The sequence below is a fragment of the Streptomyces araujoniae genome (genome assembly GCF_050871195.1).
In the GTDB taxonomy this organism is placed as follows: domain Bacteria; phylum Actinomycetota; class Actinomycetes; order Streptomycetales; family Streptomycetaceae; genus Streptomyces; species Streptomyces bacillaris.
On record NZ_CP194070.1, the window covers coordinates 5,242,538 to 5,256,477 of the forward strand.

The 13,940-nt window shown below is 69.8% G+C and carries 13 protein-coding genes; 7 read left to right on the top strand and 6 right to left on the bottom strand.

Features of this window, described 5'->3' with window-relative positions; all coding sequences use genetic code 11:
• Window positions 1-51: 51 nt before the first annotated feature.
• Window positions 52-474 (top strand): MarR family winged helix-turn-helix transcriptional regulator, encoded by a 423-nt coding sequence (locus ACQ9ZG_RS22705; RefSeq protein ID WP_026237920.1) that lies wholly within the window; start codon window positions 52-54, stop codon window positions 472-474.
• Between the two features lie 76 nt (window positions 475-550).
• On the opposite strand, the gene ACQ9ZG_RS22710 is transcribed toward ACQ9ZG_RS22705, so the two are convergent.
• Genes ACQ9ZG_RS22710 through ACQ9ZG_RS22720 form a run of 3 tightly spaced genes read right to left on the bottom strand, consistent with a single transcriptional unit; the run spans window position 551 to window position 2,158 of the window.
• The gene (locus ACQ9ZG_RS22710) at window positions 551-1,408 is read right to left on the bottom strand and encodes a helix-turn-helix domain-containing protein (RefSeq protein WP_109914019.1); all 858 of its coding nucleotides are present in this window, start codon (window positions 1,406-1,408) and stop codon (window positions 551-553) included.
• Window positions 1,409-1,419: 11 nt separating this feature from the next.
• A complete protein-coding gene (locus tag ACQ9ZG_RS22715; RefSeq protein ID WP_109914018.1) occupies window positions 1,420-1,944 on the bottom strand; it encodes a DUF6879 family protein in 525 nt (174 codons plus the stop codon).
• Window positions 1,925-2,158, bottom strand: a complete 234-nt coding sequence (locus ACQ9ZG_RS22720; protein WP_109914017.1) for a hypothetical protein — start codon at window positions 2,156-2,158, stop codon at window positions 1,925-1,927. Before ACQ9ZG_RS22720 ends, ACQ9ZG_RS22715 begins: the two co-directional genes overlap by 20 nt.
• Before the next feature lie 175 nt (window positions 2,159-2,333).
• Between ACQ9ZG_RS22720 and ACQ9ZG_RS22725 the strand changes: the two genes are divergently transcribed.
• Both ACQ9ZG_RS22725 and ACQ9ZG_RS22730 read left to right on the top strand, forming a co-directional pair.
• A complete protein-coding gene (locus tag ACQ9ZG_RS22725; protein ID WP_499281175.1) occupies window positions 2,334-2,933 on the top strand; it encodes a DUF5753 domain-containing protein in 600 nt (199 codons plus the stop codon).
• 232 nt (window positions 2,934-3,165) lie between these two features.
• Window positions 3,166-4,368: a methyltransferase domain-containing protein gene (locus tag ACQ9ZG_RS22730; RefSeq protein WP_109914015.1), complete on the top strand. Its 1,203-nt coding sequence runs from the start codon at window positions 3,166-3,168 to the stop codon at window positions 4,366-4,368.
• A gap of 21 nt (window positions 4,369-4,389) precedes the next feature.
• Here ACQ9ZG_RS22730 and ACQ9ZG_RS22735 read toward each other — a convergent pair whose 3' ends face one another.
• The 3 genes from ACQ9ZG_RS22735 to ACQ9ZG_RS22745 form a co-directional block, all read right to left on the bottom strand.
• Window positions 4,390-4,950: a GNAT family N-acetyltransferase gene (locus ACQ9ZG_RS22735; protein WP_109914014.1), complete on the bottom strand. Its 561-nt coding sequence runs from the start codon at window positions 4,948-4,950 to the stop codon at window positions 4,390-4,392.
• A 73-nt stretch (window positions 4,951-5,023) separates the two neighbouring features.
• Window positions 5,024-5,647, bottom strand: coding sequence for a class I SAM-dependent methyltransferase (locus ACQ9ZG_RS22740; RefSeq protein WP_109914013.1), 624 nt, complete (start codon window positions 5,645-5,647; stop codon window positions 5,024-5,026).
• Entirely contained in the window at window positions 5,644-5,979 is a 336-nt protein-coding gene (locus tag ACQ9ZG_RS22745) for a hypothetical protein (protein ID WP_181398024.1), read from the bottom strand. The genes ACQ9ZG_RS22740 and ACQ9ZG_RS22745 overlap by 4 nt, the downstream gene beginning before the upstream one ends.
• 309 nt (window positions 5,980-6,288) lie before the next feature.
• On the opposite strand from ACQ9ZG_RS22745, the gene ACQ9ZG_RS22750 reads away from it, so the two are divergent.
• The 4 genes from ACQ9ZG_RS22750 to ACQ9ZG_RS22765 all read left to right on the top strand — a co-directional run bounded on the left by ACQ9ZG_RS22750 (window position 6,289) and on the right by ACQ9ZG_RS22765 (window position 13,921).
• Window positions 6,289-8,736: an ABC transporter family substrate-binding protein gene (locus ACQ9ZG_RS22750; RefSeq protein WP_109914012.1), complete on the top strand. Its 2,448-nt coding sequence runs from the start codon at window positions 6,289-6,291 to the stop codon at window positions 8,734-8,736.
• Window positions 8,737-9,268: 532 nt separating this feature from the next.
• Entirely contained in the window at window positions 9,269-11,140 is a 1,872-nt protein-coding gene (gene typA, locus ACQ9ZG_RS22755; RefSeq protein WP_018490243.1) for a translational GTPase TypA, read from the top strand.
• 269 nt (window positions 11,141-11,409) lie between these two features.
• On the top strand, window positions 11,410-11,790 hold the full coding sequence (locus tag ACQ9ZG_RS22760; protein ID WP_499281176.1) for an SH3 domain-containing protein: 381 nt from the start codon (window positions 11,410-11,412) through the stop codon (window positions 11,788-11,790).
• 505 nt (window positions 11,791-12,295) lie between these two features.
• Window positions 12,296-13,921, top strand: coding sequence for a peptide ABC transporter substrate-binding protein (locus tag ACQ9ZG_RS22765; RefSeq protein ID WP_018490245.1), 1,626 nt, complete (start codon window positions 12,296-12,298; stop codon window positions 13,919-13,921).
• Window positions 13,922-13,940: the final 19 nt, after the last annotated feature.

Here is a 13,940-nt window from a genome sequence, read left to right on the forward strand (position 1 = left end):
ACAGTTAACCTGCGCACTGCGACCCCCGGCTACGCTGCGTTAATATTCGGTATGCCCCTTCCGGAATCCGCCGCCGTCGCCGCAGAACTCCGTGCCGCGACGGGACAGCTCACGCGCCGCGTGAAGCGTGAGGACCGGATGCCGGTCGGCCAGGTGGCCGTCCTCGGTGCGCTGGACCGCAGCGGCGCGATGACGACCAGCGAACTGGCGGCCGACCAGCGGGTCCGCCCGCAGTCCATGGCCCGGGCCGTCGGCCTGCTCATGGACCAGGGCCTGATCACCCGCCGTGCCCACCCGACCGACGGCCGTAAGAGCCTGGTCGAACTCTCGCCCGCGGGCCGGGCGCTGCTGGAGGAGGAGCGGGGGCGCAGGACGGACTGGCTCGCGCACGCGATCGAGTCGGAACTGACGCCCGAGGAGCGGGAGTTGCTGGCACGGGCGATCGGCCTGGTGGAGCGGCTCGCGGCACACTGACCCGCCCCCGGGCGTCGTCCCCTGTGTCTCCTCTGCCTCCTCTGCCTCCTGTGACCCTTGCGCTCGCTGTGCGCCCTCAGCCGGAGAGCGCGGAGCGCGCGGCCCGGCCGATGAGGTCGCGGGCGGGTTCCCCGTGGACGGCGATGCGCGACAGCTCCGCGAACGCCCGCAGATAGGTGCGGACTTCACCGGGCGCCGTGATGTTCACCTCGGCGGTCAGCGTCTCCACGGCCACCTGGCCGTCGTCGAACGCGTAGAAGGCCTCCAGCGGCCAGACCGTACGCCGGCGGGCCCCGAGCGGGATGACGCCCAGGGACACGTTGGGGCGGGACATGACCTTGTGCAGATACCGGAGTTGTGCGGCCAGTTCGGGCCCGTCGCAGACCCGGTGGTGGAGGACGGCCTCCTCGATCAGCAGGGCGAAGCGGTGGTTGCCCTCGTGGACGACCCGGGACCGCGCCAGGCGCGCCCGGACGGCTTCTGCCACGTCGTCCGGGGTGCCCTGGAAGTCCGTGACGGACCTCAGGAGCCCGGTCGCGTACCCGGCCGTCTGGACCATGCCGGGCAGGACGTTGGAGGCGTACACCCTGAAGTGTGCGGTCCGCTCGTACAGGGGGACGGTGCTCTCGTGGACCCGCCGCATCCCGTCCTTGTGGAGATGCTGCCACGGGACGTACATGGACTCGGCGGTCCGGGAGGCGGCGATCAGGTCGGCGGCCCGGCCTCCGGCCCCGCAGGCTTCGCACCAGGCCCGGATGTCGGCGTCGGAGGGCGCCGTCAGGGCGCGTGCGATACGGGAGGCCTTCGACTTGTGCCAGCCGCACCGCACGGCCAGTTCATGCCCCGTCAGCCCGGCGTCCAGCCGTATCCCGTCCAGGCGGGCGGCCAGGGCCTTACGGGCGGCGCGGGCGGTGGACAGAGGGGAATCGGGCATGAACGTGATTCTCAGACGCTGTACTTGTCGTGCGGAACAGCACGCTCCCAGACGGCCTCGAAGGCGTCGGAGCAGAAGCCGGCCGTTGTCTTGTCGTCGGTCCCGTCCGTGTGGACCCACCGTCCTTCGCCGTCGAACACGTTGAACTGGACGAGCCTGCCGTCGAACAGCCAGAAGTCGTTTCCCGGCAGTGCGATGCCCGAGGCCGACCGGCGCGGAAGCCAGCGGATCTCTTCACCCGCCGCGATGTTGGTGAAGGTGAAGGAGTGCTCGTACCTGATGTACTCGCTGGGCGGCTCGCTCACGATACGGGCGCGGCGCAGGCGGACGCCTCTGGAGGTGACCTCCTGAACGACATCGAGCCAGGGGCGCCACCAGGACGCGCGGTCGTCCGGGTCGAGCCGGTGGCCCTGACGCCAGGCGGCGAAGCGTGCGTCCTCGTCAGGAACGGCGTACACGTCCCGCGTCTCCAGGTGGACGGCTGACCGCTTCACCGACCGGATGAGGTCGGTGAAATCACTCAGGCTCTGCGCCATCAAGCGCCTCCCTCAGGAGCGGAATCATGCGCTGCGGCAGCCGCACGACACTCTCGTGCGCGGGCAGCGGGCTGTCCCGGACGGTGCGGGAGACCGTGTCGGAGTCGGCGGTCACCCCTTGGATGGCGAGTTCCTTCGTATCCTCGCCCACCCACACGGCCGGGCAGCCGTGATCTCCGGATTCGGGGTCCTTCCCGACGGACCGTGAACGCATGGTCTCTCCTCGAGTCGAGCCGGGTCGGCGGTTGGCCGGGCGCCAGCCTCATGGAGCACCGGACGGACGTCAAGGCTGCTCATAGGCGCGTGCAACCACGTGCAACTTCTTGGACAGGTGGATCCCCGCCAGGCCTATGGTCGACGGGCCATTGCCTTGATTCCGAGGAGAGATGATGCACCAGTCGGTCGGCTGGAAGCGGATGGAACAGGACGGACTCGCACGACCGCAGAGGGAACGGCTGCCGCTGTACGAGCGAACGCGCCGATTCCGCTCGTACTCCTCCGCGCTCGTGCCCGGACTGATCCAGACCCGTGGGTACACCGAAGCGGTTCTGAGAGCGGTGCAGCGCCGCCGCGTCGACGTGGATGACGTGGCCGAGGCCGTGAGGGCCCGGATGGAGAGGCAGCGCCTGCTGCGCGAGGGAGGCCGTCGATTCTCCTTCCTCGTCGAGGAGTCGGTGCTGCGCAACGGCATCGGAGGGGCTGACGTACTGGCCGGGCAACTCCGCCACCTGCTGACCCTCGGTTCGCTTCCCGAGGTCGGCCTGGGGGTGGTTCCGGCGAGGGCCGATCGTTCCAGGATGCCGGTGGAGGGATTCTGGATCTTCGACACGGCCCAGGTGAACGTCGAGCTGGTCTCCGGATACCTCACGATGACGCAGCCCGGTGAAGTGGCCCTGTACGAGGAGGCATTCGCGGAGTTGGAGGAGTCGGCCGTCCACGGGGAGAGGGCCCACGCGCTGATCAGGGGCGCGCTGGCGTCCCTCGGGTGAGAATCTGCAACTGCGTGCAACAACGTGGATTCCCCGCTTTCCGCCTCCTTAAGGTCTCTACTCCGCAGGACAACTCGAAGGAGAAGGCCATGGGTTGGGGAACAGGAAAAGGCGGCGGCGGAGGCGACGGGAAGCACGCCGGAGGCAAGGACCCGGGGACCGCGAAGCCGTCTTCGGACACCGCGAAGCCCGCGCCGGAGCCGAAGCACAAAGGGAAGTAGGCGCACGGCGGATGGAGATGACCGGAGTGGAGGGGCGGGCCGTCGTCGGGGCCGCCATGGAGCGGCTGCTCGGGCTGGTGAACGAGAGTCTCGGGGCGCCCATGGCCCCGGTCTGGGAGGCCGCCTTCCGAGGGGTGCCCCGGCATGCGTTTCTGCCGGGGACCGTGTGGGTGGGGGAGGAACTGGAGGAGTTGTCGAGGGAGTTGAACCCTGACGCGTGGTGGCGGCACGCCTGTGCCGACACCGCCGTCGTCACCCAGGTCAACGACGGAGAGGACCCCGGGGCGGCGGGGGAGCGGTGGGCGTCGTGTTCCGCCTCCGCGCCCTCCGTCGTCTTCCGCATGCTCGACATGCTGGAGCTGCGCGCCGGGCACCGGGTCCTGGAGATCGGTACGGGCACGGGGTGGAACGCCGCGCTCCTCGCCCACCGGCTCGGGGCGGACCGGGTGACCGGCGTCGAGGTGGACCCCGTACTCGCGGCGCGTGCGGAGCGGGGCCTTCGGGGGGTGGGGCTCGATCCCCGGGTGGTGTGTGGTGACGGGGCGGAGGGGTACGCGGACGGCGGCCCCTACGACCGGGTGATCGCCACCTGTTCCGTACGGGCCGTGCCTCCCGCCTGGATCGCGCAGACCCGGCCTGGCGGGGTGATCCTCGTCCCCTGGGAGTCGCCGTGGCTCTGCTACGGGCTGCTGCGGCTCACCGTGGACGGGTACGGGGGCGCCTCGGGGTTCTTCTTCCCGTACTCAGCGTTCATGCTCATGCGGGGGCAGCGTACGGATCTTCGCATCTACCGCGATGTGGTGAGGGACCGTCATGTGCCGGTGGAGTCGGCCGCGTCGGTGCCGCCGTGGGCGGTCGCGGGTGAGGACCGGTCCGCGCAGTTCGCCGTGGGGCTCCAACTGCCCGACGTGTGGCGGGCCTGGCACGACGAGCCCGGTGTCGAGGGTGTCGACCGCCGGCAGTGGGTGGCCACCACCGACGCCGGCTCCTGGGCCGCCGTGGACGGGGACGGGCGCGACCCCGACCGCTTCACCGTATGGGAGCGCGGGCCGCGTCGGCTGTGGAAGGAGGTCGAGAGCGCCCATGCGTGGTGGCGTGGTGCAGGGTGTCCGGGGCCCGGACGGTTCGGGATGACCATTGCTCCCGACGGTACGCACAGGCCGTGGCTGGACACCCCGGACCGCCCCGTGCCCGCGCCCGTTGCCGCGGGGTGAGCGGATGGGCGGGGGCATGCGTCAGGCGGCCGTCGACGGTTGCCACTCCCGCCTGAGCAGCCCGAACACCCAGGTGTCCGACACCTCGCCGTTCACGACGCACTCCTCCCGCAGCGTGCCCTCACGGACGAAGCCCACCTTCTCCAGCACCCGGGCGGACGCGAGGTTACGGGTGTCGGTCTCGGCCTGGACCCGGTTCAGGCCCAGCGTGTCGAACGCCCACCGCAGCACGGCGTGTGCGGCCTCCGTCGCGTAGCCGTGGCCCCACGCGGTCGCGTCGATGCAGTAGCCCAGGGACGCGCTGCGGTACTCCGGGTTCCACCGGGTCAGCGCGCACCAGCCGACGAAGGCCCCGTCGGAGGTCCGTTCGAGGGCCAGCCGCACACCGGAGCCCTCGTCCTCGATGGTCCGGCACACCGTCAGGAAGCGCTGGGCTCGGGCCCGTTCGGTCCAGGCCGGGGAGTCCCAGTAGCGCATCACCTCGGCGCTGCTGTGCAGGGCGAAGAGCGCGTCCGCGTCGGTGGCCGTGAAGGGGCGCAGCCGCAGCCGGGCCGTGCGCAGGGTGGGGGTGGTCGGAGGCATGCGCACCATCCTGCTTCCCGTGTGGTGGGCGGGGAAGCGAATATCCCTGGCGGGAGGCGGAGGTGACGTGTCGTCACATCGTCCGCGTGTGCACGCTCACCGCGTAGCCGCCGCCCGGGTGGAAGGTGTCGCCGCTCCACGTCGCGTACCGCTGGAGGAGGGACAGCCCGGCCTCCGTGCACCAGGTGTCGAACTCCGTCAGGGTGACCGTGGGTTCGGGCAGCGGGAGGTGGGCCGCGTCCAGGCCCATGCCGGTGACCAGCAGGCCGCCGGGGCGCAGGGTGGCGGCCAGCTGGCGGACCACGGCCGGCTCGGTGCCGGGGGCCAGGAGCGGGATGACGTTTCCGGCGGCCAGGGCCAGATCGAAGCCCGGCTCCAGGGCGAGGGTCTCCAGGTGGGCCAGGTCGCCCAGCAGCCATTCCTGCGCGGGGGCCTGGCGGCGGGCGACCGCGAGCATCGAGGCGTCGACGTCCACGCCGGTGCACCGGTGGCCCAGCTCGGTGAGCCGGATCGCGATGCGGCCGGTCCCGCACCCCGCGTCGAGCACCCGCGCGCCGGTCCGCAGCAGGGCGGCGCAGAACGTGGCCTCGCCGTGGATGTCGTGGCCCGACTCCGCCAGCCGGGCGAAGCGGAGCGCGTACTCCTCACCGCCCTGTCCACCGGTCAGCTCCGCCCAGCGGTCGGGTTGCCCAGTCATGTGCTGTGTGCCTTCCGGTCGGCCGTCCTCGAAAGGACGAGCGTTCCTTCTCGGCGCCCCCGTGTCCAGCGGAACCCGGTCTCCGGGTGGCGGGGTGTCGGCCCGTCGAGGAGGGGGCGGTGGCCGAGGAGGAAGCGGCCGGAGAACGCGGTGGTGTACGCGCGGGTGACCGTGGCCGCCCGGGACGGGGCGAGGGTGCCGAGGAACTTTGCGTACAGCGGTTCGGGCCACCGCTTCCGGAGCCCGGCCGCATGCGCCAGGGGCGGTACGTCGGTCGCCGTGAGGTGGCCGCCCGCCAGGGCGGCCGTGAACGCCGCGCGTCGGGTGAGCACCGGTGCCTCCCCGGAAGACGGGGCCGAGGGGGCGGCGAGGCCCGATCCGCACCGTGATTGGGCTGGATCAATGACGGGGGGTCTCGTGCGGAAACCGGCGTGAGGTCTCGCGCGGCACCCGGGGCGGCGGGACGTTCCTCCGGGCGGGTGAGCTTCCCGTACGCCCCCGCCGTGTCGGCGCCCCCTCCCGCGCGGAGGCGCTTTCAGTGGGGGCAGGAATCAGTGTGATCAACTGCAAATGCCACCAAACAAGCACTATCCGGTCCATCCGGTACGGGGTGGTCCGGGCCGGCCCCGGAGGTATCAGCCATGTCCCACGTCGGCGTCCCGCGCGGGACGGTCCGAAAGCGCCGCTCGCTCGCGCTCCTCACGGCGGGGGTGCTCACGATCCCCGCGCTCGCGGGGTGCAGCTCCGACAGCGAGCAGACCTCCCGGGGGGTCCCGCAGGACATCGCTCCCGCCGCCCGCGACCGCGTAGCCGACGGATCGACGGTGAACTGGGCCGTCGACGCGATGCCCACCACCCTCAACGCCTTCCAGGCGGACGCCGACAGCGCCACCACCAGGATCACCGGGGCCCTGCTGCCCACGCTCTTCCCGATGGACGCCACCGGTCAGCCGAAGCTCAACCCGGACTACCTGGAGTCCGCGAAGATCATCGAGCGCGAGCCCAAGCAGGTCGTGCTCTACAAGCTCAACCAGCAGGCGGTCTGGAGCGACGGCCGCGAGATCGGCGCCCCCGACTTCGTCGCGCAGTGGCGCGCGCTCAGCGGCAAGGACTCCGCCTTCTGGACGGCGCGCAACTCCGGCTACGAGCGCATCCAGAAGATCGAGCGCGGCGCCGACGACCTCCAGGTCCGGGTCACCTTCGCCAAGCCCTACGCGGACTGGCGCTCCCTCTTCTCACCGCTCTACCCGAAGGAGGTCACCGGCTCGCCGGACACCTTCAACGACGGAGCGCGCACCACCCTGAAGAACACCGCGGGCCCCTTCCAGCTCAAGAGCGTGAGCAAGGCCAAGGGGACCGTCACCCTCACCCGCAACCCCCGCTGGTGGGGCGACAAGGCCAAGCTGGACACCCTCGTCTTCCGGGCCGTCGCCCCCAAGGACCGCACCAAGGCCCTCGCGGACGGCACCGTCCACATCACCGACGTCGACTCCACCACCGCCAACCGCATCGCCCTCGCCCTCCGCGACGGCAACAACGGCGGGCAGCCCCTCACCCACGGCCCCGGCGCCGACCTCACCCCCGCCGACGCCCTGCGCTCCTGGGCCCTGGCCAACGGCTCCGACGAGGAACAGGCGGAGATCGCCCGGGCCGCCCGGGAGAAGACCCGCAAGGCCGTGGCCGCGTACGGGACGGAGCAGAAGGCCCTGCGCGGCTACGCCGTACGCAAGTCCCTGGAGCCCGCCTACACCCAGCTCGCGCTGAACGGCGAGTCCGGCCCCCTCGCGGACGACCGGGTCCGCCGGGCGGTGGCCCGCGCCCTGGACCGCCAGGAGCTCGCGGAGACCGTGCTCAAGCCGCTCGGGCTCCCGGCGAAGCCGCTCGGCAGCCACCTGGCCCTGGCCGGACAGCCCGGCTACAAGGACGGCAGCGGGGCGCTCGGCGACCAGAACACCGAGGAGGCCCAGGCCCTGCTGGCCGACGCGGGGTGGACCCGGGGCGGCGGCGCGGCCGAGAAGCCGAAGGACACCAAGGCGGGCAGCGAGGCGGAGAAGAAGGACGAGAAGGAGGACGGCGGGAAGAAGGACACCGACAAGGCCGAGGACAAGGACGAGAAGAAGACCGACGGGACCGGCGCCGACGCGGACAAGAAGACCGAGGACAAGGAGGAGAAGGAGGAGAAGGCCGGGGGCGAGGAGGAGAAGAGCGACCGGGCCGCCGGCGGCTCCGACGACAGCGCCGCCTCCCGCGCCGAGGGCCTCTACATCGTCGGCCAGGACAACAAGCCCGGCGCCCGTCCCGCCCAGGGCCTCGACGCCTCCTCCGCCGTCCTCTCGCCCTCCCGCACCGCCGCCGTCCACAGCCTCGCCCTCCTCCGCCAGGCGCAGGCCGTGAGCGGGGACACCGCCGCGGCCGACACCGTCGCCAAGGTCTCCGCCCAGGACAAGCAGTCCGGCGGCGCCCCCGGCGCGTACGCCCCCATGGGCACCGCCGCACCCGCCCCCGCCTCGGTCAACGGGCCGCTCGGCAAGGACGGCAAGACGCTGACCCTGCGCTTCGTGCTCCCCTCCGGACCCGGCTCGCAGTCGCTGCGCGGGGTCGGCGAGCGGATCGCGACGATGCTGGAGAAGATCGGCATCGGCACGGAGATCACCAAGGTCCCCGACGAGAGCTACTTCAAGGACCACATCGCCTCCGGCGACTACGACCTGGCGCTCTACTCCTGGCCCGCCACCGCCTACCCGGCCACCGACGGCCGCCCGATCTACGCCAAGCCGGAGCCGGCCACCGACGGGTCGCTCCTCGTCGAGCAGAACTACACCCGGGTCGGCACCGACCACATCGACCAGCTCTTCGACCAGGCGGTCGCCGAACTCGACGAGAAGACGGCGCGGGAGCTGATGAAGCAGGCCGACGCCCGGATCTGGGCGGCCGCCGGGTCGATCCCGCTCTTCCAGCGCCCGCAGCTCGTCGCGGTGGACAAGAAGCTCGCGAACGTCGGCGCCTTCGGCTTCGCCGCCCCCCGCTACCAGGACATCGGGTTCACGGACCGGCAGGCGGCGGGTTCCCCCGCGGACCCGAAGAAGTAGCGGCCGCCGGGAGAGGCAGCGGCCTCCGGGGAGCGGGGCGTCCGCCCGAGGAGCCGCGGGCCGCCGGAGGAAGCACCGGACCGGCGGAGGAAGCAGCCGGTCGCCGGAGGAAACGACAGCTCACCGGCGAAACCCGCAGCTCGCCGGAAGAATCCGCAGGTCACCGGAGGAATCCGTCGGTCACCGGAGAAAACAGCAGGTCAACGGTTTGCACAAGCTCAGATGCTGCTCAAAACCCTTGCCCGCCGTCACGCACGGCGGGCAAGGTGGTATCCGCCCTGACCCGGGCCGTTCGACCCTCCTCACACACCCTCCTCGCGGCGCCCTCGCAGCCGCCCCCGCTCCTTGACACCGGCTGAATATCGGCTGAATCACACGGGAAGACCGCGTCCGCGGATCGGCCCGGGAAGCCCGGCGTGCGCAGGGCCCGTACCATGGGACGAGCCGTGGCGTGCCGCCCGGCGGGCGTACGAGGACTCGAAGACCGACTGAGACGCCTGATCCCACGATCCGAGAGAAGCGCAAGCCACCCATGCCCACGCGCCACGACATCCGTAACGTAGCCATCGTCGCCCACGTCGACCACGGCAAGACCACGCTGGTCGACGCCATGCTCAAGCAGGCCGGCTCCTTCGCCGCGCACGCTGCCGAGTCGCTCGACGACCGCATGATGGACTCGAACGACCTGGAGCGTGAGAAGGGCATCACGATCCTCGCCAAGAACACGGCGGTGAAGTACCACCCCAAGGACGGCGGGGACCCGATCACGATCAACATCATCGACACCCCCGGCCACGCCGACTTCGGTGGCGAGGTCGAGCGCGGTCTCTCGATGGTGGACGCGGTCGTCCTGCTCGTCGACGCCTCCGAGGGCCCACTGCCCCAGACCCGCTTCGTGCTGCGCAAGGCGCTGGCCGCGAAGATGCCGGTCATCCTCTGCATCAACAAGACGGACCGGCCCGACTCCCGGATCGCCGAGGTCGTCGACGAGACGTACGACCTGTTCCTGGACCTGGACGCCGACGAGGACCAGATCGAGTTCCCGATCGTCTACGCCTGCGCCCGTGACGGCGTCGCCTCGCTGACCAAGCCCGAGGACGGCACCGTCCCGCAGGACAGCGAGAACCTGGAGCCGTTCTTCTCCACGATCCTCTCCCACGTCCCGGCCCCCGAGTTCGACGAGCAGGCGCCGCTCCAGGCCCACGTCACCAACCTGGACGCCGACAACTTCCTCGGCCGTATCGCGCTCTGCCGCGTCGAGCAGGGCGAGCTGCGCAAGGGCCAGACCGTCACCTGGATCAAGCGCGACGGCACCATGTCCAACGTCCGCATCACCGAGCTGATGATGACCGAGGCGCTCACCCGCAAGCCGGCCGAGGTGGCCGGCCCGGGTGACATCTGCGCCATCGCCGGTATCCCGGACATCATGATCGGCGAGACGCTGGCCGACCCCGAGAACCCGATCGCGCTGCCGCTGATCACGGTCGACGAGCCGGCCATCTCCATGACCATCGGCACCAACACCTCGCCGCTCGTCGGCAAGGGCGGCAAGGGCCACAAGGTCACCGCCCGCCAGGTGAAGGACCGCCTGGACCGCGAGCTGATCGGCAACGTCTCGCTCCGCGTCCTGGACACCGAGCGCCCCGACGCCTGGGAGGTCCAGGGCCGTGGCGAGCTGGCGCTCGCCATCCTGGTCGAGCAGATGCGCCGCGAGGGCTTCGAGCTGACCGTCGGCAAGCCCGAGGTCGTCACCAAGCAGATCGACGGCAAGACGTACGAGCCGATCGAGCGCATGACCATCGACTCGCCCGAGGAGCACCTCGGCGCCATCACCCAGCTCATGGCGACCCGCAAGGGCCGCATGGAGACCATGACGAACCACGGCTCCGGCTGGGTCCGCATGGAGTGGATCGTTCCGTCCCGCGGCCTCATCGGCTTCCGTACGGAGTTCCTGACCCAGACCCGCGGCACCGGCATCGCGCACTCCATCTTCGAGGGCCACGAGCCGTGGTTCGGCGAGCTGCGCACCCGCCACAACGGTTCGCTGGTCGCGGACCGCGCCGGTTCGGTCACGCCGTTCGCGATGGTCAACCTCCAGGAGCGCGGTGTCATCTTCACCGAGGCCGGCACCGAGGTGTACGAGGGCATGATCATCGGCGAGAACTCGCGCGCCGACGACATGGACGTGAACATCACCAAGGAGAAGAAGCTCACCAACATGCGTGCGGCCTCCGCGGACACCACGGAGAACGTGGTCCCGGCCCGCAAGCTCTCGCTGGAGCAGTCCCTGGAGTTCTGCCGCGAGGACGAGTGCATCGAGGTGACCCCGGAGACCGTGCGTATCCGCAAGGTCGTCCTGGACCAGCGGGACCGTGCCCGCACGGCGTCCCGCGCCAAGCGCTGACGCGGCCGACGCGGTCGCGTGACGGAGAGCCCGCACCCCCAGGGGTGCGGGCTCTGCGCGTCCCCTGGAAGGGGCTGCACCCCTTCCATATGGGGAGTTCCGGTCGAGACCGTGGCTCCGCACCCCGAAAGTGAACTTCTGTGCGATTGACTGATGTCCGGCCTCGGGAGAACCACTTCCGACTATCGGAGACCTCTCCGACCGCCGGGGACCCGGGGCCCTGCGCATGGGCAGCTCGCCCATGTTCACTCAACGGGTAGGGGCATGAAATGACCGTCAAGTCCTTCGACCGCGTCAAGACCATCGGATTCCGGACCGTGGCGGCCTCCGCGCTGGCCGCCGCCGTGCTGGGGGGCACCGCGGCCGCGCAGGCGACCGCGCCGGCCGAGGCGGCCGCGGTGGCTCCGGCCACCGTCAAGGCCCCGGTGGCGGCCGAGAAGTACTGCCAGTACAAGGTGACCACCCAGGCCGGCGTCAACATCCGCAGCGGCCCGAGCACCAACCACACGATCGTCGGCACGTACGCCTACAACCAGAAGTTCTGGGCCAAGGCCACGCCCGTCAACCGCTGGCGTCAGATCTCGGCCGCCCGGTACGTGACGACGGACTACACCACCCAGGTCACCAGCACGCCCTGCCAGTACAGCTGACAGACCTCCGCCGGAGCGGATGGCCGAAAGCTGTCGGTCCGTCAACGTGTGTACGGCCCGGTCGTCGTGGATTCCCCGCGACGGCCGGGCCGTTCGTCGTTTATCGCCCCTGTTTCGTGAGAAGTGTCACCCGCATGAGGAGGGTCTCGAAGCAACTCTTTTTGGGCGTCGAGCCGCTGTTTCGATGTCCGGATAGCGACCGCCGTGCTCCGGAAGTTGCGTTAACAGTCCGTTTCGCGGGCGTCTGTCTAGGATCACTTTGTCCGGATTTCGGGCTTCCGGGAGCCGCTGATGTTGTCAAACCGAGACCCTTTAAGTGTGGTTTACGGCCCGGCCGTACTCAATAGTTGGCTCCATTGAGCTCGGGTCAATGGGTCACGCGCTGTGGGGAGCGCCGACTCACGAGCACACTTCGGGGTCACTGTTCATCGCCGTCAGGGGTGTCGGCGACGTATCAGTGCCCCTCTTGCAGTGATCAAAAGTGGACTCTTGAGGAGGAGAACCCATGCGTGGTTCCAAGATGGTCGGGTGCGCGATAGTCGTCGCCCTGGCTGCGACCGCCTGTGGCGGTGGCGGTAGCGATGACGAGAGCAAGGGCAGCTCCGGCGGCGGCGGGTTCAGCATGAACATCGCCGAGCCCAAGCGCCTCGTGCCGCAGTCGACCACCGAGTCCGGTGGCTCGCAGGTCCTGTCGGGCCTGTTCACCCCGCTGGTCGACTTCGACGCGAAGAACCAGCCGGTTCTGGCCGCCGCGGAGTCCATCGAGAGCCCGGACAACAAGGTCTGGACGGTCAAGCTCAAGGACGCCACCTGGCACGACGGCAAGCCCGTCACCGCCAAGGACTACGTCGGCGCCTGGAACTGGGGTGCCTACGGCCCCAACGCCGCCGACGGCAACTACTTCTTCGGCACCATCCAGGGCTACGACGAGATGAACCCCGTCGACCCGGACGGCGAGGAGGGCCCGAAGAAGGCCGAGGAGCCGAAGGCCAAGGAGCTGTCCGGCCTCAAGGTCATCGACGAGAAGACCTTCGAGATCACCCTCAAGGCCCCGTTCGCCGGCTACAAGTCCGTCCTGGGCTACACGGTCTTCTACCCGATGCCCGAGTCGGCGCTCTCCGACCTCAAGGCGTACGAGGAAGCCCCGATCGGCCAGGGTCCGTTCCAGATGGACGGCAAGTGGAACCACGACAAGTTCGTGAAGGTCAAGGCCTACGCGGACTACAAGCTCGGTGACAAGCCGAAGGTCGACTCGGTCGAGTTCCGGATCTTCCAGGACCAGAACACCGCGTACAACGACCTGCTCGCCAACAACCTCGACATCGTGGACCAGATCCCGACCGAGGTCATGGGCACCGCCCCGGGCGAGCTGGGCGACCGCTTCAAGACGTCGCAGGCCTCCACCTTCCAGTTCGTCGCCTTCCCGACGTACGACAAGAAGTACAGCGACGCGCGCGTCCGCAAGGCCATCTCGATGGCCATCGACCGTGACGAGATCATCAAGGTCGTCTTCCAGGACTCGCAGTCCTCCGCGCGTTCCTTCGTCTCCCCGGTCGTGGGTGGCTACCGCGAGGACACCTGTGGCGAGGCGTGCAAGTTCGACCCCGCCGCCGCCAAGAAACTGCTCGCCGAGGCCGGTGGCATCGAGGGCAACAAGATCAACATCGGTCACAACGCCGACGGTGGCCACGAGCAGTGGATCAACGCCACGTGTGACCAGCTCAAGAAGAACCTGGGTCTCGACTGCGTGAGCCAGGCCGTGCCGAAGTTCGCCGAGCTGCTGACGCAGGTCGAGAACAAGAAGTTCTCCGGCATGTTCCGCATGGGCTGGATCATGGACTACCCGTCCATGGAGAACTACCTCGGCCCGCTGTACAGCACCGGTGGTTCCTCGAACTACTACGGCTACAGCAACAAGGACTTCGACCGTCTCCTGCAGGAGGGCCGCGAGGCCAAGACCGAGGCCGAGGCCATCCAGAAGTGGCAGGCCGCCGAGGACATCCTCGCCAAGGACATGCCGGTGATCCCGCTGCGCTTCGGCAAGAACGTCTTCGGTCACTCGACCAACGTCAAGAACGTCGAGATGAACCTGTTCAACCAGGTTGAACTCACCAAGGTCGAGAAGTCCTGACCTGCGTCCCGCGTGACGC

Excerpts from the sequence above, each read along its gene's own strand:
- ACQ9ZG_RS22705 (WP_026237920.1), top strand. The coding sequence starts at position 52 with ATGCCCCTTCCGGAATCCGCCGCCGTCGCCGCAGAACTCCGTGCCGCG.
- ACQ9ZG_RS22710 (WP_109914019.1), bottom strand. The coding sequence starts at position 1,408 with ATGCCCGATTCCCCTCTGTCCACCGCCCGCGCCGCCCGTAAGGCCCTG.
- ACQ9ZG_RS22715 (WP_109914018.1), bottom strand. The coding sequence starts at position 1,944 with ATGGCGCAGAGCCTGAGTGATTTCACCGACCTCATCCGGTCGGTGAAG.
- ACQ9ZG_RS22720 (WP_109914017.1), bottom strand. The coding sequence starts at position 2,158 with ATGCGTTCACGGTCCGTCGGGAAGGACCCCGAATCCGGAGATCACGGC.
- ACQ9ZG_RS22725 (WP_499281175.1), top strand. The coding sequence starts at position 2,334 with ATGCACCAGTCGGTCGGCTGGAAGCGGATGGAACAGGACGGACTCGCA.
- ACQ9ZG_RS22730 (WP_109914015.1), top strand. The coding sequence starts at position 3,166 with ATGGAGATGACCGGAGTGGAGGGGCGGGCCGTCGTCGGGGCCGCCATG.
- ACQ9ZG_RS22735 (WP_109914014.1), bottom strand. The coding sequence starts at position 4,950 with ATGCCTCCGACCACCCCCACCCTGCGCACGGCCCGGCTGCGGCTGCGC.
- ACQ9ZG_RS22740 (WP_109914013.1), bottom strand. The coding sequence starts at position 5,647 with ATGACTGGGCAACCCGACCGCTGGGCGGAGCTGACCGGTGGACAGGGC.
- ACQ9ZG_RS22750 (WP_109914012.1), top strand. The coding sequence starts at position 6,289 with ATGTCCCACGTCGGCGTCCCGCGCGGGACGGTCCGAAAGCGCCGCTCG.
- typA (WP_018490243.1), top strand. The coding sequence starts at position 9,269 with ATGCCCACGCGCCACGACATCCGTAACGTAGCCATCGTCGCCCACGTC.
- ACQ9ZG_RS22760 (WP_499281176.1), top strand. The coding sequence starts at position 11,410 with ATGACCGTCAAGTCCTTCGACCGCGTCAAGACCATCGGATTCCGGACC.
- ACQ9ZG_RS22765 (WP_018490245.1), top strand. The coding sequence starts at position 12,296 with ATGCGTGGTTCCAAGATGGTCGGGTGCGCGATAGTCGTCGCCCTGGCT.